The 22,494-nt window shown below is 65.6% G+C and carries 11 protein-coding genes and 2 pseudogenes; 5 read left to right on the top strand and 8 right to left on the bottom strand.

The genetic code is table 11. The features are described 5' to 3' along the window. Positions 1-45: 45 nt before the first annotated feature. The gene (locus CQW49_RS22245; RefSeq protein WP_003612389.1) at positions 46-804 is read left to right on the top strand and encodes a RibD family protein; all 759 of its coding nucleotides are present in this window, start codon (positions 46-48) and stop codon (positions 802-804) included. Between the two features lie 127 nt (positions 805-931). Here CQW49_RS22245 and CQW49_RS22250 read toward each other — a convergent pair whose 3' ends face one another. The 4 genes from CQW49_RS22250 to CQW49_RS22265 are packed head-to-tail and all read right to left on the bottom strand — an operon-like array spanning position 932 to position 4,272. Beyond that, a complete protein-coding gene (locus CQW49_RS22250) occupies positions 932-1,783 on the bottom strand; it encodes a hypothetical protein (RefSeq protein ID WP_003612390.1) in 852 nt (283 codons plus the stop codon). Beyond that, a complete protein-coding gene (locus CQW49_RS22255; protein ID WP_003612391.1) occupies positions 1,780-2,838 on the bottom strand; it encodes a glycosyltransferase family 4 protein in 1,059 nt (352 codons plus the stop codon). The genes CQW49_RS22250 and CQW49_RS22255 overlap by 4 nt, the downstream gene beginning before the upstream one ends. Further along, positions 2,835-3,239, bottom strand: a complete 405-nt coding sequence (locus CQW49_RS22260) for a 6-pyruvoyl trahydropterin synthase family protein (protein WP_003612392.1) — start codon at positions 3,237-3,239, stop codon at positions 2,835-2,837. The genes CQW49_RS22255 and CQW49_RS22260 overlap by 4 nt, the downstream gene beginning before the upstream one ends. Before the next feature lie 10 nt (positions 3,240-3,249). Continuing rightward, the gene (locus tag CQW49_RS22265) at positions 3,250-4,272 is read right to left on the bottom strand and encodes a zinc-dependent alcohol dehydrogenase (RefSeq protein WP_003612393.1); all 1,023 of its coding nucleotides are present in this window, start codon (positions 4,270-4,272) and stop codon (positions 3,250-3,252) included. A gap of 86 nt (positions 4,273-4,358) precedes the next feature. Here CQW49_RS22265 and mdoH point away from each other — a divergent pair, with 86 nt between their 5' ends. Continuing rightward, positions 4,359-6,161 carry a glucans biosynthesis glucosyltransferase MdoH gene (mdoH, locus tag CQW49_RS22270; RefSeq protein ID WP_003612394.1) on the top strand — a complete coding sequence of 601 codons (1,803 nt, stop codon included), beginning with the start codon at positions 4,359-4,361 and terminating at the stop codon, positions 6,159-6,161. 99 nt (positions 6,162-6,260) lie between these two features. Next, positions 6,261-6,608, top strand: a pseudogene (locus CQW49_RS22275) (IS6 family transposase); the annotation flags it as partial. Between the two features lie 103 nt (positions 6,609-6,711). Here the strand turns inward: CQW49_RS22275 and CQW49_RS22280 are convergent. From CQW49_RS22280 to CQW49_RS22290, 3 genes are read right to left on the bottom strand one after another with little or no spacing between them, the layout of a single operon-like run. Next, positions 6,712-8,301, bottom strand: coding sequence for an efflux transporter outer membrane subunit (locus tag CQW49_RS22280; RefSeq protein ID WP_003612397.1), 1,590 nt, complete (start codon positions 8,299-8,301; stop codon positions 6,712-6,714). After that, positions 8,298-9,497, bottom strand: a complete 1,200-nt coding sequence (locus tag CQW49_RS22285) for an efflux RND transporter periplasmic adaptor subunit (RefSeq protein ID WP_003612398.1) — start codon at positions 9,495-9,497, stop codon at positions 8,298-8,300. Before CQW49_RS22285 ends, CQW49_RS22280 begins: the two co-directional genes overlap by 4 nt. Then, positions 9,484-12,702: an efflux RND transporter permease subunit gene (locus CQW49_RS22290; protein ID WP_003612399.1), complete on the bottom strand. Its 3,219-nt coding sequence runs from the start codon at positions 12,700-12,702 to the stop codon at positions 9,484-9,486. The genes CQW49_RS22285 and CQW49_RS22290 overlap by 14 nt, the downstream gene beginning before the upstream one ends. A gap of 222 nt (positions 12,703-12,924) precedes the next feature. On the opposite strand from CQW49_RS22290, the gene CQW49_RS22295 reads away from it, so the two are divergent. Next, complete coding sequence (locus tag CQW49_RS22295; RefSeq protein WP_003612400.1) at positions 12,925-13,839, top strand: LysR family transcriptional regulator; 915 nt, start codon at positions 12,925-12,927, stop codon at positions 13,837-13,839. 26 nt (positions 13,840-13,865) lie between these two features. Beyond that, a pseudogene (locus CQW49_RS26405) lies at positions 13,866-13,940 on the top strand (IS6 family transposase); the annotation flags it as partial. A 227-nt stretch (positions 13,941-14,167) separates the two neighbouring features. Here CQW49_RS26405 and CQW49_RS22310 read toward each other — a convergent pair. Further along, positions 14,168-22,429 (bottom strand): filamentous haemagglutinin family protein, encoded by an 8,262-nt coding sequence (locus tag CQW49_RS22310; RefSeq protein ID WP_420845628.1) that lies wholly within the window; start codon positions 22,427-22,429, stop codon positions 14,168-14,170. Positions 22,430-22,494: the final 65 nt, after the last annotated feature.

A 22,494-nucleotide genomic window follows, 5' to 3' on the forward strand; every position in this document is an offset into this window, starting at 1 on the left:
TATCTGCGCGCGTCTGGCGCGTTCATCGAAGCGGGAGGGCGCAGCGTGCGAGTCGAAGGCGCGAGCATCGGCGGCGAGACGCCGCCCATCGCCGCGGATATATTCGCTCCCTTCTCCGAGACGCCGTCTGAGCGCCCTTTCGTGGTGGGTCAGGTCGGTCAGTCGCTCGATGGCCGCATCGCCACGCTCTGTGGCGAATCGCGCGACATCAGCGGACAGGCGGCCCTGGATCATCTGCATCGCATCCGGGCCCATGTCGACGCCGTGATCGTCGGCGCTCGCACCATCGTTCTGGACGATCCGCAGCTCTCTGTTCGACGTGTCCCAGGAACGAATCCGGCGCGCGTCGTGATCGATCCATCCGGCCGTCTCGACTCCCGCGGTCGATGGCTGGCCGATGACGGCGCGCGGCGCATTCTCGTCACAGGCGAGCGCTCGTCCGTCTCTTGCGGCGCGGAGACGATTCGTCTCGAATCGCACGCCGGAATCATTCCGCCCGCGGCGATCGTCGAGGCGCTTTTCTCTCGCGGGTTGAAGCGCATCCTCGTCGAGGGCGGCGCTCGGACGCTCTCGACCTTTCTCGAGACGGGACATCTCGATCGGCTGCATGTGCTCGTCGCGCCGATGATCATCGGATCCGGCCAAGCAGGCCTCGACCTGCCGCCGATCGCGAAGCTGGAGAGTGCGCTGCGGCCGCGCGTCCGGGCGCATCTCCTGGAGGGCGGCGACGTGCTTTTCGACTGCGATCTATCCGCATGTCGCTGGAATTTCCGAGCAGGCGCGCGCGGGAGAGAGAGGCCGTGACGCGGAATGCGGCATTCGATCCTCTATTGCGGCGATTTGGATATCCCGGCTCCGCAGCGATGGATCACCGATGGACCAATGGATCGGGCTTCGTCGAACCGGCGAAAGCCGTGCTCGGGACGCGCATCTAGGAACCTGCGGCGCCCGGCGGCCGTGCGAAAATATCGATATGGTCGATCTCGCAAGACGTGGAGCCGCGCCGAAACGCGCGCCATTCCTCGACTACCGCCTCCGGAACGAGCGCCGTCTCGATCACCGCCTGAGCCGAGCCTTCGACGAGAGCGCCGATCAATTCGGCGTCGGATCGGCCGAGGCGCCAGGGGCTCGCTCCGCGCTCGACGACATATCCTCTCCTCTCGAGATCGCACTGGAGCAGAAACACCGCGCTCGGGCCGGCGGCGGGACCAAAGCCTTTGTCCCGCATCTGATGTTGGAGAAAGGCTTGGAGCATCGCCTCATCGGCGGGATGCGCGGGCCGCCAACGCTCGCGTCCCTCATAGGACAGCGTCGCGTAGAGCGGCAGGCGTCGCCGCTCCAGCTCGTCACAGAATTGCCCGATCCATGTCGCGGAGACGAGGTCGAGGAACGCCGCCGTCGTGACGAGATCGGGCGCGTCGTCGAGGGCGTCGCGGTCGAAGACGGCGAGGTCGATCGGCTCCAGGTGGATCTCGAGCCGTCGATCCGCCTTGCGCAACACGAGCGGCGCGTCGCAGTCCACGCGATCCGCCCAAGCTACCAGCGCGGCTCGCGCCGCCGCGAGGAGCGCCTCGTCATGATCGACGAGGCGCCAGCGCTGCCGGCGCGGCAAGCGCGACGCCTGCGCCCGGACATTGGAGCCGGCGCCACAAGCGAGATCGAGGATCGACATCTCGTCGCGTCCGGCGAACGCCGCCTCCACGAGAGCCTGCACACGGGGATCGCGCGCGGCGTGATCGGCGGGCTCACGCAAGGCGAGCCAATCGGCGGAAAAGGCGCTCACGCGCCGCTCGCTCCCACTTCGGCCGTAACGCGCGCGACGACGCGCGCCGTCTCGTCCCAGCGCGGAAGGCCCTGACCGGCGCGCCAAGACGCCTCGGCCAATCCGAGCCGCAGAGCGGGCTCGCCGATCGCCTCGCGAAGCGCGTCCCGCAAGGCGACGACGTCGCCGGGGCGACACTTCAAAGCGGCGCCCTCCGGGACGGTCTCCGCGGCTGCGCCGCCAGTCGATGCGATGATGGGGAGCCCATGCGCCATCGCCTCGGCGAGCGCCATCCCATAGCCTTCATAGCGAGAGGCGGAGACGAAGAGATCGGCCTGGTCATAGACCTCCGCGAGCTTCTCGCTCGCAATCTCCCCCGACAGCTCGATGCGCGGCTCGAGACCTTTCGCCGCGATCTGCGTTTCGAGCGCCCTCGCGGCGTCGGGCGCGTGGGAGAGGCTCCCGACGATGCGCAGACGCCAATCGAGATCGACAAGCCCGCCGAGGGCTTCGACGAGAACGTCGTGCGCCTTGCGTGGAATGACCGCGCCGACGACGAGCAGCGACGTCGGCGCGCCTGACCCCCGCGCGCGCGGCGCCGGATCGACCCCGGGAGGCGCGACGCTGATCGTCTCGGGCGCGAGCCCGAAGTCTCGGACGAGGAGAGCGCGCGTATGCGCGCTGGTGACGATCACATGCGCGGCGAGCGACAAGGCCCGCCGCTCGCTCTCGAGCAGCGCCGCAGCGCGCTCCGGGACGAGGCCGCTCTCGAGCGAGAGCGGATGATGACAGAGCGCGACGATCCGGGGACCGAGCGCGCGAACGGCGGCTTCCGGCAGAGCGCCATAGGCGAGCCCGTCGATCAGGAGCACGTCTCCTGCGCGGCGATGCCGCGCGATCGCCTCGATGACCCGTGCGACATCGTCGGCGGAGGGGGCGGGAAAGGTCGGTGGAAGGGCGCAGCGCGCCGCCTCGACGCCGCGCTCGGCCAGTCCCGCGAGCACGCGCCGGTCGTATTCATAGCCGCCCGAGCGTGTGGAGATGTCACCCGGGATCGCGAACACGATCCCGGTCATCCGGCGACCGGTCCCTCGAACCAGGCGCGCGCTACATGCGACTCGTGCAGCGTCACGCGGATGCGAGAGACGCCCTCGCCGCCGGGACCGAGCGCCCCGGCGCGCGCAGCCTGCGCCAGAGCGTCGAAAATATGCCGAGACAGGAACTCCGTGGTGGTCTGCACGCCCTCGAAGGTCTCGACCTCGTCGAGATTGCGATAGGCGAGCGGCGCGAGAATCGCCTTCAGCGCGTCATGGGCGCGGCCGATGTCGACGACAACATTGTCCTCGGTGAGCTGCTCCCGAAAGAAGGCCACGTCGACGACGAAGGTCGCGCCGTGCAGCCTCTGCGCCGGCCCGAACAGCTCCCCGCGAAAGCTGTGGGCGATCATGATGTGGTCGCGAACTTCGACGGCGTACAAATGCGTCTCCTTATCGAGAGGATGGATAGCGAATGACGGTCGCGAGGCCCGGCGCGTCCGCCGCGAGGAGCCGCGGCAGCTCCTGCGCTGCATCGGAGAAGGCGACTTCCTCGCCGATGAGCGCGTCGAGGCGCTCGTCGCCGAGAAGCTCCAGCGCCTTGTCGAGCCGACGCGCATAGGTCCAACGTGCGCGGCGGGACGCCGCGACGTGTCCGACCTGCGACGAGATCAGCTGCAGGCGCTTGGCGTGAAAGGCGCCGCCGAGCGGAACCGGCGTGTCGCCCGCGCCGTGCCAGCTCGTCTCGACGATCTTCGCCTCGAGGCCGCCGCAGGCGATGGCGAGCGCGAGCCCCGCGGCCGTGGCGCTCGCATGAAAAACGATGTCGGCCTCCGATGTCCCGAGCGAGAGATCGCGCGCAGACCGGAACATTACACCGAGATCGGAGCACACGGGACCGCGCGCCTCGTCCTTGTCGACGACCACGACCTCGGCGCCCGGAAGCCGCGCCGCGAGAAAAGCGATCAGCAGCCCGAGAACCCCGGCGCCGACGACGACGATACGGTCGCCGGGCCCGGCGCCCGCGTCCCAGAGCGCGTTGAGCGCCGTCTCCATATTCGCGCCGAGCGTTGCGCGGCGCAGCGGCGTGGCGGGAGGGATGGCGCGAAGCGCAGAAAGTGGCGCGACGAAGCGATCCTGGTGCGGATGGAGGCAGAAGACGGTTCGGCCGATCCAGTCGGCCGGGCCCGCCTCGACGACGCCCGCAGCGCAATAGCCATATTTCACCGGAAACGGGAAATCGCCCTCCTGAAAGGGCGCGCGCATCCGCGCATGCTCGGTAGCCGGGACGCGTCCTTCGAGCACCAGACGCTCGGTGCCTCGGCTGATCGCGCTCCAGCTCGTCGCGACAAGCGCCTCGTCCGGCCCCGGAGCCGGAAGGAGCTGCACGCGTAGACGCGCCAGCCGCGGCGCTTCGAACCACAGAGCGCGCGCCTCATTTTGAGGCTTTTGATAGGAGTTTACGCTCGCAGACACTTTGCAGACCCCTGCTTTTGCTAATAAGTGTAATCGAAGGCGCGATCCGGCGCCAGCGATATCCCATATCGGCAATAGGAAACACGATGCACGGTCGCATCTCGCCGCGGACACCCACCGGGCTGCAGAGCCTCGCGGAGCTCGAACGCCGGCGTCTCGTCGTCCTCGCCGTGAACGGCCTCATCTATCTCGTCATGCTGGGCTGGCTCGCGGCGAGCCTCGGCGCGGGCGGCTGGAGCATCCTGCGCGTCGCTATTCTCCTCGCTTTCGCGATCGCCGCGCCATGGAGCGTGCTCGGCTTCTGCAACGCCGCCATCGGCTTTTGGCTTCTGCATTTTCACCGCGACGGCCTCGCCGCTGTCGCGCCCTTCGCGCGTTCCGCCGAAACGGACGCGCCGCTACGCAGCCGGACGGCGATGCTGCTCACCCTGCGGAACGAGGACCCGGCGCGCGCCCTCGCGAGGATGCGCGCGATGATGGCGAGCGTGGCGACGACGGGCTTCGCCGATCGCTTCGACTGGTTCGTCCTCAGCGACACCAGTGATCCCCGGATCGCCGCGCGCGAGGAGACCTTGCTCGCGCGCTGGAAGATGGCGGCTCCCCATGACGCGGCGCGGCTGCATTATCGCCGCCGCGCGGAAAACAGGGGCTATAAAGCCGGCAACATCCGCGATTTCTGCGAAGCCTCCGGCGCAGGGTTCGAGTTCATGATCCCGCTCGACGCCGACAGCCTGATGGACGGCGAGACGATTCTGCGGCTGGCGCGCATCGGCGAAGCGCATCCGATGATCGGCATTCTGCAGAGCCTCGTCGTCGGGACGCCCTCCGATTCGGCCTTCGCGCGCATCTTTCAGTTCGGTATGCGCCATGGGATGCGCACCTACACCATGGGCGCGACATGGTGGGCGGGCGATTGCGGACCGTTCTGGGGACATAATGCGCTCGTCCGCGTCGCGCCTTTCGCAGAGCGCTGCGCGCTGCCCATGCTGAAGGGCGGCCGGCATATCCTCTCGCATGATCAGATCGAGGCGGCGCTGATGCGACGCGCCGGTTTCGAGGTGCGCGCGCTGCCGCAGGAGAGCGGAAGCTTCGAGGAGAACCCTCCGGATTTGCTGGCCTTCGTGCTGCGCGATCTTCGCTGGTGCCAGGGCAACATGCAATATATCGAATTGCTGCGCCTGCCGGGCCTTCTGCCCGTGAGCCGATTTCAGCTCGTATGGGCGATCAGCATGTTCATCGGCGCTCCCGCCTGGACTGCGATCATCTCGCTCGGCGCCGCGGCTCCGGCTCTCGAGGACGTCTCATCTCTCGCCGCAGGTTCACTACGCGAAATCTATCTGACCTTTCTCGGTTTCTTTCTCGCGCCCAAACTCCTCGGCCTGCTGGATGTCCTGCTGACGCCCGGTGGCCTCGCGCGTTATGGCGGCGCGGCGCGGTTCTCGATCGGGGCCGCGATCGAGATCGCGAGCTCCTTCATCATCGGAGCCGTCGCCACGCTGAGCGAGACGATGTTTCTCGCCGGCCTCGCACTCGGCCGCACGGTCGGTTGGCCGGCGCAGAGGCGCGATGCGCGTGGGCTCGCGCTGCACGAGGCGGCCAAGGCCCTCTATCTGCATTTCCTCTTCGGCGTGGCGACGCTCGCGCTCGGCTTCGTTTTCGCGCCGCGGCTCGCCCTGTGGTCCCTTCCCGTGACCATCGGCTATGTCATCGCCGCGCCCTTCGCGGTCTCGACAGCCCGGCCCGGGCTCGGAGACTGGTTTCGCCGCCACCTTCTCTGCGCGACGCCCGAGGAACTGGCCTCGGCTGAAATCCTGCGCAGGATCGAGTCGAGAATGCCGTCCCCAGAGCGCGCGCGTCCCTGCAAAGGCGAGGGAGCGCAGGCCGGATGACGACGTCGCCTCGACGCGGCTCGCCCGTTCACGCCAGCGCATCCGCTCGGCCAACAGCGAGATCCAGAACGTCTTGTTCGAAGCGAGCTGGAGAATCAGTTTCGTGCTCGCAAGCGCGCGATCGGATCCAGCTGACGTCTCGATGAGACCTATGTGAAAGGCGAAGGCTGCTGGAAATATCTGTATCTGGCCGTCGACAACGCAGGCGCGACGGTGGACTTCCTGCTGACGGCGAAGCGGAACTGCAAAGCCGCGATGCGCTTTTTGCGCAAGGCGATCGGCCAGCATGGCGAACCGGAGAAGATCACGATCGACAAAGGCGGCTCCAACACGTCAGCGATCGAACGCTACAATGCGGAGCATGAAGCGGACATCGAAATCCGACGCATCGAATATCTCAATGATATCGTCGAGCAGGACCATCGAGCGGTGAAGCGAGTGACGCGGCGTCGAGAAATTCGTCGACGCCGGCTATGAACATCGAGCGACAGAATGGTCGGGGACGTCCAGGCGGCGCGATCCGTCACGACCCTTCGCGTCATGGCGCGCGTCAGGACTTCGTCGGGTGCGTCGCCATTTCGCACAGCGCGCAGGGCGACTCCGCGACGGGAGGCGGAGAGACCGGGCGACTCCAGCCGCCGCCGAGCGCCGTCATCAGCGACAACGCCGCCTGCAGGCGTCCCGTGCGCAATGCGATCGCCTGACGCTGCGCGGCGAAGGCGTCGGACTGCGCCGTCACCACCTCCACATAGGTCACGACGCCCTCCTCATAGAGCTTCAGCGAGATATCGAGCGTCTTATTGCCGGCGACGACGGCGGCGGCAATATCCTTTTCCTGACGGTCGAAATAGCGAATGAGCGCGAGCGCGTCCTCGACCTCGCCATAGGCGCGCAGGACGACGCTTCGGTAATGCGCCACGGCCTCGAGATAGGCGGACTCGGCGTCGTGCAGATCGGCCGAATGCGCGCCGCCGTCGAAGATCGGCAGCGTTACGGCGGGCCCGAGCGACCAGAGGCTGTTGCGTGCGTTGAAGAGGCTGAGCCCCGTGTCTTGCGTTCCGCCGGAAAGATTGATCGTGAAGCGTGGGAAAAACGCGGCGCGCGCGACGCCGATCGAAAGATTGGCGCCATAGACCCGCCGTTCGACGGCGGCGATGTCGGGGCGGCGCTCGAGCAGCTGCGACGGAGCGTCGAGCGGAATTGTCGGGGCAGCGACGCGCGTCTGCGACGACGGCAGAGAAAAGCTCTCCGGCATGTGGCCGGCGAGAATAGCGACCGCATGTTCGAGCAGCGCGCGGCGCGCCTCTATTTCAGAGAGCTGCGCTTTCGCGAATCCGATCTGGGTCTGCGCGCGCGTCACGTCGGCAGGCGAGGTGATGCCGCCGCCGACGCGTTTCTGCACGAGAGCGAGCGAGCGGCCATAGGCCGAGACGATGCGCTTCTGCAGCGCGATCTCATTGTCGGCGCCTTGCAGGTTGATGTAGTCGCGCGCGAGCTCGGCGTGTAGGCTCAAGGCGATCGCGGCGAGATCGGCTTCGGACGCCTGCGCCTGTGCGACGCCTGCGGCAGCGAGATTGCGGATGCGCCCCCAAAGATCGATCTCGTAGCTCGACTGCATCGACAGCTGATTGTCGCCGTAATAAGTCGGCGCATTCGTGGGCAAGCCGTGGGACAGCGCCGATCGCGCGAAATCGGAGCTGCTCGGATAGGAATTGGCCAATCGAAGCGGGCGGTGCAAAGATTCCTTGTTCTCAGTCAGCTGGCCGCTCGCCGTCAGCGTCGGCGTGAGGCCGACGGCGGCTTTCGCGGCCAAGGCGCGCGCCCGGTCCATGACGGCCATGGCCTGGCCGAGGTCTGGATTGAATTGGTCGAGATCTCGCTCCAGCGCGTCGAGGCGCTTGTCTCGGAAGGCGCCCCACCATGATCCCCGCGGATGTAGATCCGACGGATCGGCGGAAGACCATTGCAAGCCGCTGTCACCCGAGTGGGCGCGCCTTTTTTCGGCTGAGGATCCGCCTCCATTCGCTTCCTTGAAGTTCGCCGGAGTCTCCACCGTCGGCGCGATATAGGCCGGCGCGAGGTCGCAGCCGCTCAAAGACACACATGCCGTCATCAAGAGGAAACGACGCAACAATCTCATCTCGCCTGCGCTTCCTTCCGCTCGCCGTCCTTGATTCTCACCGCGATCCCGTCATGCACGGATTGCCATGGCGTGCGGATCACCCGATCGGTCTCGGAAAGCCCCGCCGATATCTCGAGCGATGGTCCGAGATCACGCGCGATCTTCACGGTCTTCATGCGCACGACGCCAAGCTCGTCGACGGTCGCTACTTGCGGCGACGCGTTGACGAAGACGAGCGCGCTCGCCGGCAAAAGCAGCGGAGCCCCTTCGGGAGGAAGCGAAATCCTGATTTGTCCGAACGCGCCCGGCAGCAGCGCGCGATCGGGATTGTCCGCCTCGAATTGCACGAGCAGAGTTCTCGAGCCCGCGGCGATCGCGCTGGCGGTCGTCATGATCTTCGCCGAAAATTCCCGCGTCGGATATTGCGGCAACGTCAACCGCGCGGTCAGCCCCGGCGTGATCTTCGCCGCATAGGCCTGCGGCGCGCGGACATAGACGCGCATCTTGTGAATGTCGGCCACGCGAAACAGCTCCCGCCGCCCCGCGCCAGCGTCGACCAAGGCGCCGACGTCGACATTGCGCGCTGTGACGACGCCGTCGAAAGGCGATGTCAGATTGAGATAGGCTTCGAGAGCGACGAGCCGGTCGAGATTGGCCTGAGCCGCATTCTGCGAGGCGGCCGCCGCCTCCAGATTTCCGGTCTTTTCGTCCGCGCTCTGGGGCGAGACAGCGGCCTCGTTGCGGAGCGTGGTCCAGCGCTTCGCCGTCGCGCGCGCGAGATTTTGCTCCGCCTTGCTGCGCGCGAGGAGACCCTTCGCCTGCTCCACCTGCTGGTTGAGGTCGGGCGCGTCGATGACGCCCAGCACGTCGCCGGCCTTGACCTGCGCGCCTATGTCATAGGCCCAGCTCTTCAAATATCCGTTGACGCGCGCATAGATCGGCGCGTCGACGAAGGCCTCGACATTGGCCGGCAGCACGAGTTCCTGGATCGCTGTCGAGAGCGTCGGCTTACATAATTCCACAGTCGGAATCGCCGCCTCCTGCGTCACGCGCGCGAGCTCGGCGTCGCGCGCGTGACGAGAGCTCACGCCGAAGACGGCGAGCGCGAGAATGACGCCCATGGCGACGAGCGCTCTCGGACGCAGCCTGCGCAAGAGCTCCGCCTGCGCCAACGGGTCCGGCGGTTGGAGACGAGGCGGCTCATGGTGCGACATTCGCATGCTCCAATTCCGTATTCTCCGGCGCGTCGTCTTGCGCGCGCGCTCTGCGGCGGGCGAGGAACCCATGCGCGAGACTGAACATGACCGGCAGCAACAGCAGCGTTCCCAGGGTCGCGAAGGTCAGGCCGCCGATGACGGCGCGACCGAGCGGCGCATTCTGCTCGGCCGAGAGCGCCATAGGCGCCATGCCGATGATCATCGCGAGAGCCGTCATGATGACGGGGCGAAAGCGCGTCACCCCCGCCGCGGCCGCCGCATGGAGCGGAGTGTCGCCGTGATCGAGCCGCTCGCGCGCGAAGGCGATGACGAGATTGCTGTTCGCCGTCGCGACGCCCATGCACATGATCGCTCCGGTCAGCGCCGGAACGGATATGGTCGTCTCGCTCAAAAAGAGCACCCAGACAATGCCGGCCAACGCCGTCGGCAGGCCGGAGACGATCAAGAACGGGTCCAGCCAGGATTGGAAATTGACGACGATGATGAGGTAGACGAACACGATCGACAGGACGAGGCCGAGCAGCAGATCCGCATAGGCGCTGCGCATCGTCGCGATCTGACCGCGCAGCGCCAGATTGGAGGCGGCCGGCGCTTCCTTGCGGGTATCGTCCAATATTTTTTGAACGTCGTCCGCAATCGCGCCGAGGTCGCGGCCGTGAACGCCGGCATAAATGTCGAACGCCGACTGGCTGTTGAAATGCGTGACGACGCCCGAGCTCCAGCCGCGCCGAATCGAGGCGACGCCGCTGAGAATTTGCTGTCCCTCGCCCGCAGCCACCGGCTTGCTCGCCAGCGCGTCGAGGCTCGTGTTCCAAAACTGCGGCTCCATCGTCACGATCGGATAAGAGACGCCGCTCTTGACGTTGAGCCAGAAGGCAGGCGAGGTCTGGAACGAGCCGGCGAGCATGGTCTGCAAGGAGACCGTGACGTCACGCTCCGAGAGTCCGACCTCCTGCGCGAGCGTTCGATCGACGTCGACGTGGAGCGTAGGCAAATCGCCCGCCTGCTGCATGCGCGGGTCGGCGATCCCCGGCACGCGGGCGACTCGCTCCAAGGTCTTTTGCAGATAGGCGAGGTTTTCGTCGCGCTTGCTTCCCGAGATCTGGATGTCGAGCGGAGCCGGCAAGCCGAAATTGAGGATTTGCGTCACTATGTCGGCCGGCAAGAAAGAGAAGACGACGCCGGGAAAGGCGCGGGGCAGACGCGCGCGCAATAGTTCCGCGAAGGGATTCGCATCGGCGACCTTCTCGGGATCGAAGCTCAGCGTCAGATCGGCGTCGTTCGTGCCGATGGTGCCGGAGTTATTGTAGCTCAGATTGATGCCCGAGATCGGCAGGCCGATGTTGTCGACGATGCTCGTCAGCGCGCCATGCGGCAGAGCGTCGCGTATCTCGGCTTCGATCCGGTCGCAGAGAACCCCGGCCTGCTCGAGACGAGTTCCCGTGGGGAGGCGGACATGCAGTCGCAAGGAGCTGCTTTCCGTCTCGGGGAAGAAATCGCGTCCGAGAAAGGGGATCAGCGTGAATGAGAGCACGACGACCGCGAAGAACATGGCGACGAAAACCTTCGGGCGCGCAAGCGCCAGTTGGAGCACGCGCGCATAAGCGTCGAGCAATGTTTCGAAGCCTCTTTCGAACGCGATTTGCGCGCGCGTGAACGTCGCGAGGACGACGCCGCGCCGGGCCGGGCCGTATTTCGCCTCGCGCAGCGCCTCATGTTGCTGCGCGCTGAGGAAATAGCGGGCCATCGTCTCGACCAGAGTGTAGGTCAGAAAGTAGGATGCGATCATCGCAAAGACGACGGCTTCGGCGAGCGGACGAAACAGGTAACCGGCGACGCCGCCGAGAAGCAGCAGCGGCGCGAACACAATGCAGATGCAAAGCAGCGACACTGTGGCGGGCGTGATGATCTCCTTTGCCGCCTTGATGATCGCGTCGTCGATCGCCTCGCCCGCCTCCATGTGACGGTTGACATTCTCGATCGTGACGGTCGCGTCGTCGACGAGGAGTCCAACGGCGAGCGCGAGACCGCCGAGCGTCATCACATTGACGGTTTCGCCGAGCGCCGACAGCGCGAAGAGGGCGGCGAGAATGGAGAGCGGGATCGAGATCGTGATGATGATCGTCGAGCGCCAGCTGCCGAGAAAGAGCAGGATCATGAGGCCGGTGAGCGCGGCCGCGATCGCCGCCTCGCGCGCGACGCTGACGACCGCTCCGCTGATGAAGGCGGATTGGTCTCCGATCACCGTCATTTCGATCCCGTCCGGGAGCGCGAGCTTCAATCGCGGCAGCATCGCCTTGACGCCGTTGATCACGTCGAGCGACGACGCCGATCCGGAGGTCAACACGGGCAGCAGCACCGCTGGCGCGCCGTCGACGCGCACGAGATTGGTTTGCGGCGCGTTGCCATTGTGGACATGGGCGACGTCGCGCAGATAGACAATCGCGCCATCGGCGCGCTTTATCGGAAAATCATTCAGCGCGGAGATGTCGGCAGGCGCGTCGTTGATCAGGACGGCGTATTCATAATCGCCGATCTTCTGCGTGCCAGCGGGAATGATGAGATTTTGCCGTTCGACGGCGGTCACCACGTCTTGCGCCGTGAGGCCGAGCCCGAGCAGCTTCTCCTGGTCGAGGTCTATGCGCACCTGCCGCGATTTGCCGCCGTAAGGAAATGGGACGGCGGCGCCGGTCACAGTCGTCAGTGGCGGCCGAATGAGCGTGTAGACGGCGTCGGCGACCTCCGCCTCGGTGCGTGTGGCGCTCGAGAAGGCGATTTGGATGACCGGCACGGTCGACGCGTTGAAAGATATGACCTGCGGCGGCTGCACGCCCGGGGGGAGCAGGCGCAAGACAGTCTGGCCCGCCGCGCCGACCTGCGCTAGCGCGAGATCTATTTTCACCTTCGGCTGAAAATAGATCTTGTTGACGCCGATGCCGTTGTAGCTCTGCGATTCGACGTGGTCGATATCGTTGACGAGCGCCGTCAACGCGAGCTCGTAGGGATAGAGGATGCGGGTGGACATATCGTCTGGAGAAAGGCCGACATAGGTCCAGATCACAGAGACGACGGGAATGCCGACCGCCGGAAATATGTCGACCGGCGTCCTGAAAATCGCCAAACCGCCGAGTATGACGATGAGAATCGCCGCCACAACGAAAGTGTACGGTCGCCGGAGAGCGATTAGCACGAGCTGGAGCATTTCGAAGTCCTAGCCGGACAGACGGCCGCCTGCGCTGGGTGGCCGACAGATTCGACGCTTTCGGCGATCGGCGGCGACGTCTCCGCCCGCCGAGCGGACAACATCCGGCCGGCGGATAGAGGAGCCGTTGACGAAGCATCGACGCCACACCTTGACCGCGAGCAAGCTAGCACCGACAAATTTGCCTTGCCAGAAGTGATTTTGCAGGAGGAGTCTGCAAAAATGCAGAATCTGAATTGGGACGATCTACGCTATATCATTGTCGTGTCACGGACTGGTCGCTTGGCACAGGCGGCGCGGCAGTTGCACGTCGACGAAACGACGATCGCGCGGCGCGTGGCCCGCGTCGAGCGAGCTTTGGGCTCGCGGCTGTTCGAGCGCGCCAATGGGCAGTTGCTGCTCACGGAGATGGGTCAGGAGGTTCTCCGGCACGCCGAGCAGATCGAGATGAGCGTCTGCGGCATCAAAAGCGTCGCGACAGGCCTCGATGACAGGGCGGCAGGCAAGGTCCGTTTGACTTCGGTGGCTCTGATCATGAATCGGATCTTGATGCCGGCGCTCCCACAATTTGTGCGAGCCCACCCTCAATTACAGTTGCACTTGGTCTCCGAGCCTAGAAATTTGGATCTCGGCAATAGGGAGATCGACATCGCCGTGCGCTTCGCTCGACCCGAGCAGGACTATCGCCTCGTCGCGCGCCGCATTTGTGAACTGCCGTACGGGGTCTTCGGAGCGGCCGGACCGGCGACGGGCAAGCTGCCATGGGTCACTTACGAGGAGAGCCTTTCCGCTCTGCCGCTCGCGCGCTGGCTCGCCGAGGCCGTGAAGCAGGAGCCGGACCTCGGCCCGGGCTTGATCGTCAACGACTCCGATCTCGCGATGAATGCCGTGCGCGCCGGCTTGGGTCGCTCGCTCATGCCGCTCTGCGTCGGCGACCATGACGACGGGCTCGTTCGGCTCAGTGGAGCCGAACCCGTCCTCACGCGAGAGCTCTGGCTATTGGTTCGATCCGATTTGAAGCATCTCGCGCGCATCAAGCTCGTGATCGAGTGGATCGAGCGACTCTTCGCGGAAATGGAGGCTCGGTGCGGCGAACGGGCGAACCGCGCCGGGACTGCCGGAGGCCCCAACTCTTGATTAGGGCCTGTCATCAATCGAGCCAGATGATCCGAAAGGACCAGTTGCGCACCAGGGGCGAATTGCGTCCAGCCCAGCAGTTCTACGCCCTCGCGGCGTGAGCCATGTCAGCGTCGAATGATCGACTTCGACGCCTCCCTCTTCCATCATTTCCTCGAGCTGACGATAGCTCACCGGTAGGCCACATATCGCTGGACGCCCCGCAGGATCACGTCGCGTTCAAAATGGCCGCCTTTGAAATCGGTCATCGCGCTATTCCGCCTGCGATCACAGCCCATACCGGCCCGCGAGAAAAAAATTCGCGACAAAACCGCCGAAATCGAACAGGTCATCGCGTCAGCCTGCTTTGTTCCGACTCGGAAAATTTTCGCTTCTGCTTTTCCGAAAGCGCGCCGACGCCAACGATCTGAAAGGCGCTGGCCGCATTGTAGGTCGGCTGCTGCTCGCTTCGGCGCTCTCGCTTCTCGTCCCGCGGAGCGGTCGGCGCGTCGCCCTCGCCCCCACCATAGCCGATTACCTCGACTGTGACGATCGACGGCGCATCCGATGGTCCGGCGCCGGCCCGCGGCCCGTCGATCGCCTTGGTCAAGGCGGAGGCGGCGTTGGAGGCCGTGATCAATGTGCCGGCGCTCGGACCGGAAGGAGCCGCCGTCAAGCCGGAGGCGTTTCCCTGCACCTGAATGTTGAAGGCGTTGACCACTCGCGCCGCGACGATGTTGAGATTGCCGGCGACGCGAACGCCGGCCGCGCCCGCATCCACCGTTCCATGCGGCGCGGTCAGCACCACATTGCTCTTCGTCGGATCCTGGCTCGCCACAGTGAGCAGCGCGCCGATGCCGGCGCCGGTGACGAGTCCTGCCGGACTAACGGGGCAATAGCCGTCGACGTCGCAGATCAGCTTCAGAGGCGGGTAGGCCGCCGAACTCTTCGGCCCCTTGCCGGCGTTGAGGTCGCCGTTGGCCGAAAACATCTCCACGTTGCCGCCCTGCTCGGTGAAGATGCGGCTCTGATAGATCAGCGCGCTGTCATCGGTATAAGTGCGGATCGAGCCGCCCTGCAAAGTGAGGATGCCCTGCTGGGCCGGCGTCAAATTATCGGCGCTGTTGGACCCGACATAGGCGTTGCCGCCGGGGCCCAGGATCTCGATGTCGCCGCCGGTCTGTGTTTCGACCAGCGTGCGCGCCATGCGCAGATCGCCGGTGTGCGCGAGTTCCGGGACCACGCCGGTGCCGCCGCCGGAGTTGTCGGTATAGCCGAGGGAGGCCGGGAACAGCGTGGCGATCGCCTCATAGGCGCGGGCGTAATGGCGGTAATAGGGGCTCGACGCATTGTTGTAATCGATGCTGACTTGGGTCAGCAGCGCGAGGAAGCCGCGGTCGATGGCGAGCTTCATCGCCTCCTGTTGCTGCAGCAGGGCGACGAATTGCGACGGCAGCAGGTTGAAGGATAGGCCAGAGAGGCCGGCCTTCTCCGCCAGCGCCGTCAGCTTGCCGTTGATGGCGAGCGTCGGCAGCGCGGCGAACAGATCCGCAGCCTCGGCCGGGGTCAGCGTCACGTTCACCACCGGATTGGCGACGCCCGCGGCTTTGGCCTGCTCGATGATGAGATCAGTGAGCAGCTTCTCCACCTGCGGGACAATGCTGGAGGCGATGTCGATGCCGCTTGCGGCCGCGGCGGCCGCATCGCCATATTTGGCAATGGCGGCGGCATAGTCGACACCGCCGGCGACGCCGTAGCGCAGCGTGATGTCGGCGCCTTCCCGCGGCAAGTAGTCCTTGACGAGGCTGGTTTGGCTGCTGGTGCTCTTGTTGGATCCGTTGCCGATGGCAAAGATGCCGCCACCGTAGACCTCCGGATAGTCCGCGATGGAGGCAGCGTCATAGGTGCTGAACGGGCCGAGGTTGCGGCCGGCTTCGATGACGAAATCGCCCGGGCCATATAGCGTGAAGATGCTGCGCCCCGACCGACGCGTCTTGTCCAGGACGTCGGGCTGCAGCGTGGCGAGAATATCGCGACCGGCGATGATGCTGGTGATGTCGTCGTCCGACGTGTTCATGCCGGTGAAGACGACATTGAGGATGTCGCGCCCCGCCCACATGCGCGCCTTCTTCAAAAGCGTGTAGCTGCCGCCGTTGATGTCCTTGCCGGCGTAGATGATCACCGGCTCGTCGTCGCCGGCGTGCAGCGGCGCCGTAAGCGCGGCGGCGGGGCTGCCGAGCGCGGAGTTGCCGTCGCTCATCGTCACGCCGCCACCGTCATTGACCGTGATCGAGCCGTTAGCGACGAGGCTCAGCTCGCTGGTCGCAGATTGATAAAGGGAGATGCCGGACGTGATGCCGATATCGCCGGTCAAGGCCGTAGCGGAGAGGCTCGCCGAGGCGCCTCCCGATGCTGCCGATTCGGCGCCAAAATACGTCGTCGGGGAATGCATGAACAATGTATTCAATGCATTCTCACCGACGCTGATCGAGCCGACGCTGCTCAGCAGGGACACGCCGCTGTTCGCGCCGTAGCTGTTGAAAACGGCGCCGATATGCGCGGTCAGGGTTTGGGCCGCCCCATCTTGAGTAGCGGTGTCACGCACGACGTTCTTGCTCACTTCGACGGGAAGCGCCGTCGGCTCGAATATGCCGCCGAGCGTGATATCACCCGCCGCCTGCACACCGATCTGGCTGTCCTGCGCCGCGAGCAACAGGGGCACCGAGATCTCCGGCGTCGAGACCACCACCGCGGTCGCCCCTCCCTGATCGTCATAAACCCACTGAGTATAACGGACCGCCGGTTGCCCATAATTGGAAACGAGGTCGGAGTAATAGATCGTTTCATGCAGCGTCGCGTCCGCGGCCACGTCGCCGCCGGCGTGGATGCGGCCCGTGCCGCGGCCGACATAATAGAGGCCCGAGAGCACGTCGTTGCCGGCTTCGACAAGCAAGTTTCCGCCACCGTAATAGTGTGCGGTCGCGGCCGCCCCACCGGCCGTTTGCCCGCCGGACACTTGGATGGTCTCGGGCAGAGAGGCGGAGACATCCTGCACGTTGCGCCCGGCATTCAATGTGATGTTGCCGCCGCCGAGAGCGCCGAAGCCCTGGAAGAAGGTTCCGTAGTTGATCCAGCTCGAATACTGCTCGCCGCCGGCCGAGGGATCGAAGGGGGCCGTCGAGCTGCCGGTCGACTTGCCGTTGACGTAGTACCAGGCGCTCCAGAACTGACCAGTGGAGACGCCGATCGAACCCGTATCGAACGCACTGAACTGGCTACCAGTCGGATCGACCGGTGTCTCGATGCCGATGATGTCGCGCCCGGCGGTCACGATGATGTCGCCGCCGTCCGTCGCCCAGACCGGCGTCGTCAGAAGCCCGCTGCTGATAGTCGTTGCGCCCAGCGTCGGCGCTGTGAAGCCGTCGGCGTTGTCGGCGACGTGGCCGGCCGTATAGACCGCGCCGGGCGAGACCTCGTCCAGCAGCGCGAAATCGCCAGCCGCTGCGATGGTGATCGAGCCGGTCCCGGTGCGCAGCAGGCTGGGAACAACGACGGTCAAGTTGTTCAAGGGATTGATGTAGGACGTGTGCCCGTCGATGGTGACGTCGCCGGTGACCGTCGGGGAAAGCGACGAGAGTTGCGCCACGGCATTCGGATTGACCGACGACGCCCCATCGGCGTTGAACAGTGCGCCGCCGACGAAATCATAGGAGAAGCTGCCTTTGCCGCTCACCGCCGCCGTCATCAGATTGGCGGAGGAGGTGGTGTTGTAGACGGCGACATCGCCCACGCTGTAGATCGCCGGATTATTGGCGATGAGATCGGCGGGAACGGCCGGATTGGTGGTGAGAGACGATACGTAGCCAGCCTGAATGCTCGTATAGGCGGGCGGCGCGTGAGGCGGCGTCGCAGCGATGAGAATAGAGCCGCTCCTCGTATCCGCGCCGGGAGCCGACGAAAGCGTCGGCAGTTCCGTGAATTTCCCGCCAACAAAAATCAAGTTCGTGTTCAAGACGTTGAAGAAATACGCGGCCCATTGCGATGCGTAATCGGCGCCGGACGCGGTCGTGAAACCGGTCTGCGACTCCAGGCTGAGCTGCAATCCGGAGCCGATGCTGTAGTAGCTGCTGCTCGTGGTCGGCGCGGTGGGAACTGTGATCGCAGCTTGATCTACAGTGCGACCGAGCGCCGTCAGCAGCTGAATATAGAAGGGCATGGACAGGTATGCGCCGCCCTCCACTCCATAGTTGGCGACTGCGCTCGTGTTCCCGATTACGGTCTCGGCCGCATACGAGTTGAACATGCTCACATATTCGGCGTAGTATTGGTTATATTGGTCGATGACTTCAGTGGAGCACGCCCCACCGGCGCAACTCAATATGGATGGCTTCTGCAGTTTGAACTGCAACGCATTGTACGTATTGCTTGATATGCCATAAAACTCGGCGCTCGCAGCAGAGGTCGAGGGTGGGGGGGAGATATTCACTCCGAACCATTGGGCCCAAGTCTGTCCATAGATAGAGATGAGGTTGCTGATGCCGCTCGAGTCATATTGCAACGCGTTGTTCGTGAACAGGGCGAGGTAGGCCAGGTAAGTATTTGAATTAACCTCGGCTTCGTACTGTAATGCAGCATCATCTACCGCATTACTAGCAACATAATCCGTGAAGAATCCATCCGTAATAGTGGCATTGATGGCGACGTTGTTGACGGCGCGCAGGGTGAGCGTGCCGGGCTCACCGCCGTTGGTGGTGCGGTAGAGCAGATTGACGTTGCCGGAATCGTCGATGCTGCCGGCGCCGAAGTTCCAGTTGGAGGCGACGGTGATATTGCCGGAGTTGATCGCGGTCGACGGATTGACGAGGTCGATCTCGGGGCGCAGGTGCAGCTCGGCCGTCGGCAGCGCGGTCGCGACGTTGGATCCGACTTGCAGTGTCGCGCCGGCGAAGCTCGCGGCCACCGCATTGGCGTCGAACGGCGCGTTGACGAAATTCAGCAGCGTCGTCTGATAGAAGGCGACATGCGGCGCGTAGGCGCCGCTCGCTGGCGCGTCGGCGGTCGAGGTCGGATAGAGGCCGTTGTCGGCGAAGACGATCTGCGCGCCGGACGCATCGAAGAAGCCGGCCGGATCGATGATGCCGTCGAAGTGCTTGTCGAGGTCGGTAGAGCTGTCGGTGGTGCTCCACACCGCGAAGGCGTTGGCGACGAGGCCGTCGCCGCTCGCCGTGCCGTCGCCCTTGGCGTTGGTGACGACGGCGCCGTTGAAGGCGACGTTGATCGCGCCATTGGTCAAGATCGGTGCGCGGATGACGACGCTGCCGCCGGTGTTGTCGATGTCGACGCCGCCAGCGCCGCCCGAAACGTCGAAGATTGCCCCCGACGCCACCGTGACGGCGCCCGATCCCGGCACGTTCTGATAACCATAGGTGGCGTTCACCGTGCCGTTCGGCGTTCCTGTCGTGCCGAGCGTGATCGTCCCGCCGCGCTGCACATTGGTCGATGTCCCGTCGCCATAGCCGGGGCTGTTCGGATCGGGCGCCTGATAGCGCGCGTAGAGCTTGGCGTCGGCGCCGATGGTGACGCCCGAGGCGGCCGCCGTGCCCGCCGCCGCGGTCGAGGCGCCGGCGCCATAGAGACCAATGCTGCCGCCGGAGGCCGAGCTGGCGTCGATGGCGCCGTCGACTGTGACGCCGCCGGTATTGGCGACCAAGAGCACGGTCTCGGATTTGAGCGTCTCGCCGGCGGCGATAACGATATCTCCGTGCCCCAAGCTAACCTCGAAGCTGCGCGTGAAGCCGGCCTCGAGCGGCAGGCCGCCGTCGAGCCGGTCGGCGATGAGGGCCAGCTCGCCGCCGAGGTCGCTGTAGCGCGCCCCGCCCTTTAGCGCGCCGTGAAGCCCGGCCGCGCCGCCGGCATAGATCGCCAGCGAGCCGGCATAGCCCGAGCCGGCGCCGGAGACATCGACCGTGACGCCGGACCCGACCGTCATGTCGCCGAAGTCGGCGTAGAGATAGATCGATCCCGCCGGCGTGTCCTGGATGAGGTCGCCGATCGTGATGCGCGTGCCGGCGGCCGACAGCAGCGCATTGCCGGAGAGCGTGAGATCGCCCCTTGTCGCCTCCAGAGAGAGCTTGCCGCCCTGGGCGATGAGCGTGCCGCTGACGTCGATGGAGCCGCCGGTGAGGCTCAGCGCGCCGCCGATCGTCGGGTCGATGGTCGCAGCGGCGCCGGCCCCCTGCGCCAGCGTCAGGGCGCCCGTGGTGGTGAGCGACTGGGAGGCGGAGGCGCCGACGAGGACGAGCGGGGCCGTCAATGAGACAGCCGCTCCCGCGGCGTCGAGGCTGCCGGCGCCGGTGAACAGGATCTCGGACGCCGCCGTGGCGGCGATGCCGGCAAAGCCAGACAGCTTCTTGTCGCCAGCGCCCAAGGTGATCGTCCCGCTGGCGTCGAGGACCAGGCTGCCACCCGATCCGCCAGTGTCGGCCCCGGCGAGGTTGGCGACGCTCTGGTTGTCGACGATGACGATGTTGCTCGCCGTGATGGTGGTGGCGCCGCCATCGCTGTAGAGGCCGGCGCCGTCCAGCGTCAGCGTGTCGATTGCGTCGGCGGCATTGCCGAAGCTGTTCGAGCCGTAGAGGTTGAACACCGAGTCCGAGCGCAGGCGCACGGTCTCGGCGCCCGCGAACTTGCCGATGAGGCCGCTCGTCAACACGAGGCCGCTCGAGCCGCCGCCGAGGTTGATGACGCTTCCCGAGAGGTCGTAGTTCTTGGCGATGAGCCTGGCGCTGGCGGAGAGCGTGGTGTCGCCGCTCGAATCGACCGTCAACGAGTTGCCGGAGAGCGTGACATTGTTGCCGATCGCAAGATTGCCGCGCGCGACGGAAGACATGGGCGGCGTCGGCGCCGGCGTCGTCGCGGGCGCTTGGTAGATGCCGGGCACGAAGTGGCGGATGACATCGACCATGCCGCCGTTGGACACGCGCAGCAATGCCCCGTCGCCGCTCACGCCGGCGTTCCAGCTATTGAGGCTGCCGTCCCAATAATTGTAGATGGCGACCGGATCGACGCCGATAACGAGCGCGCCGGCGTTCGTGCCGCTGACAGTCCCGCTCGCCATGATGACGCTGCCATCGTCGACGATGAGGCCGCGCACGCTCGAATCGGCGCTCGTGGGCGCCAGCGAGGTGAGCAGCACCTCGGGTCCTGTCAGCGGATGCCCGGCATCGGTGGCGATCTCGAGGTTGAGCGCCGTGGCGGTGATCAGCGTGCCTTCGCTGGTGTTGCTGCGATATCCGCCGATGAGGGTGCTTTCGATGCCGAGGCCGCTCAGCATGTCGGCGTCGAGCACGAGGTAGCCGCTATAGTCGCCGCTGGCCAGCAGCCCCCCGCGCAGGTCGCTCGCCGCCACGACGAGGTTGACGCCGGTGATGTCGAGCTCACCTCCAAGACCGCCCTTCGCCGGACCAAACAGGTTGGCGCCGTTGAGCGCCAGCGAGGTGGCGGCCGACACCACGAAACGGGCCGCATCCTCGGCAAGCCGCGGCGTCGCCGTGTCCTTGCTCGCCGCCAGCGCGGTGAAGTAGCTCGAGCCCTTGGCAATGTCGATTTGAGAGTACCGGGTCCACACGCTGTTCGACTGGATCTGCAACAGCGCCGTCTGCGCCGACGACGAGCCATTGATGGCGTTGCCGAGCACGCCAGTCATGTACACCGAGCCGTCGGCGGTGGTCGTCGTCTTCGTATAGGGACTGGCGTTGGTCGAGACGACCACCACGCGATAGGCGCCGGGCAGCGTCGCATATTCCGCAGGCAGCAGCGTGTAGGCGCCGGCCGGGATGCCGTTGCCGCCCGGCAGCGTGACGGTCATACCCGCGGCGACCTCGGTGGTGAAGCTCGGATCGTACGGGGCCAGCGCCGATGAGTATCCTGGCGCCAGAGCGTAGACGGTCTGTGTCGAAGTCGTCAGCACGTTGCGCGAGCCGCCGGTGCCGGGCACGAACTCGGTGGCGTAGATGTCGCCGCCACCGCGGCCATCGATGATGGCGCCCGCCTGCGTGTCGACCCTGGAGCCGCCGAGCGCGATGAGCTTCTCCGGCGGGCCGTTGAGGACCGTGCCGTTGTCGGTCCAGTTTGCCCCGTCTGTCGTGGAGCCGTAGGGGATCGAGAGGCCATTGGCCGACACCGAGGTGACGCTGCCCGGAGCCAGCGTGACGCTTTCGGTCGCAACCGTGGCGATCGTCGAGCCATAGAGACCAACATAGTAGGTCCCCACCTCGACCGGGTTGTAGGAATTGTTCGTCGGCCCGTCGATGAAGATGGAAGGCAGTGTCTGCCCGGCGCCGAAGCCGAGCTGAATGGCGCCGAGCGGGGCGTAGAGCGCGCCGCCCTGCACGATCGTGCGGGCGTCGACGATGATCGCACCCCCAGCTGAGAGCGGCGCCACCGGGGCCGCGCCGTTGGAGGCGATCGCGATAGTGTTGTGAACTCCGGCGGCGTCCGCCGGCGCCAGGCTCAGTGACATCAGCAGGTAGGCCGTGTCGGTCGTCGGATAGATCGTGCGCGCCGTGAGGTTGAGATTGTCGGCCACCAAGAGGCCGCCGGCATACGGCATGCCGCCATAGCCGTCGCTGACGGCTATGGCTGATGCGCCGTCTGTAGCGGCAAACCGGCTGAAGT

The organism is Methylosinus trichosporium OB3b, assembly GCF_002752655.1.
Lineage (GTDB): Bacteria > Pseudomonadota > Alphaproteobacteria > Rhizobiales > Beijerinckiaceae > Methylosinus > Methylosinus trichosporium.

Excerpts from the sequence above, each read along its gene's own strand:
- CQW49_RS22280 (WP_003612397.1), bottom strand. The coding sequence starts at position 8,301 with ATGAGATTGTTGCGTCGTTTCCTCTTGATGACGGCATGTGTGTCTTTG.
- CQW49_RS22295 (WP_003612400.1), top strand. The coding sequence starts at position 12,925 with ATGCAGAATCTGAATTGGGACGATCTACGCTATATCATTGTCGTGTCA.
- CQW49_RS22255 (WP_003612391.1), bottom strand. The coding sequence starts at position 2,838 with ATGACCGGGATCGTGTTCGCGATCCCGGGTGACATCTCCACACGCTCG.
- CQW49_RS22290 (WP_003612399.1), bottom strand. The coding sequence starts at position 12,702 with ATGCTCCAGCTCGTGCTAATCGCTCTCCGGCGACCGTACACTTTCGTT.
- CQW49_RS22285 (WP_003612398.1), bottom strand. The coding sequence starts at position 9,497 with ATGTCGCACCATGAGCCGCCTCGTCTCCAACCGCCGGACCCGTTGGCG.
- mdoH (WP_003612394.1), top strand. The coding sequence starts at position 4,359 with ATGCACGGTCGCATCTCGCCGCGGACACCCACCGGGCTGCAGAGCCTC.
- CQW49_RS22310 (WP_420845628.1), bottom strand. The coding sequence starts at position 22,429 with ATGCCGTATGCCGGCGGCCTCTTGGTGGCCGACAATCTCAACCTCACG.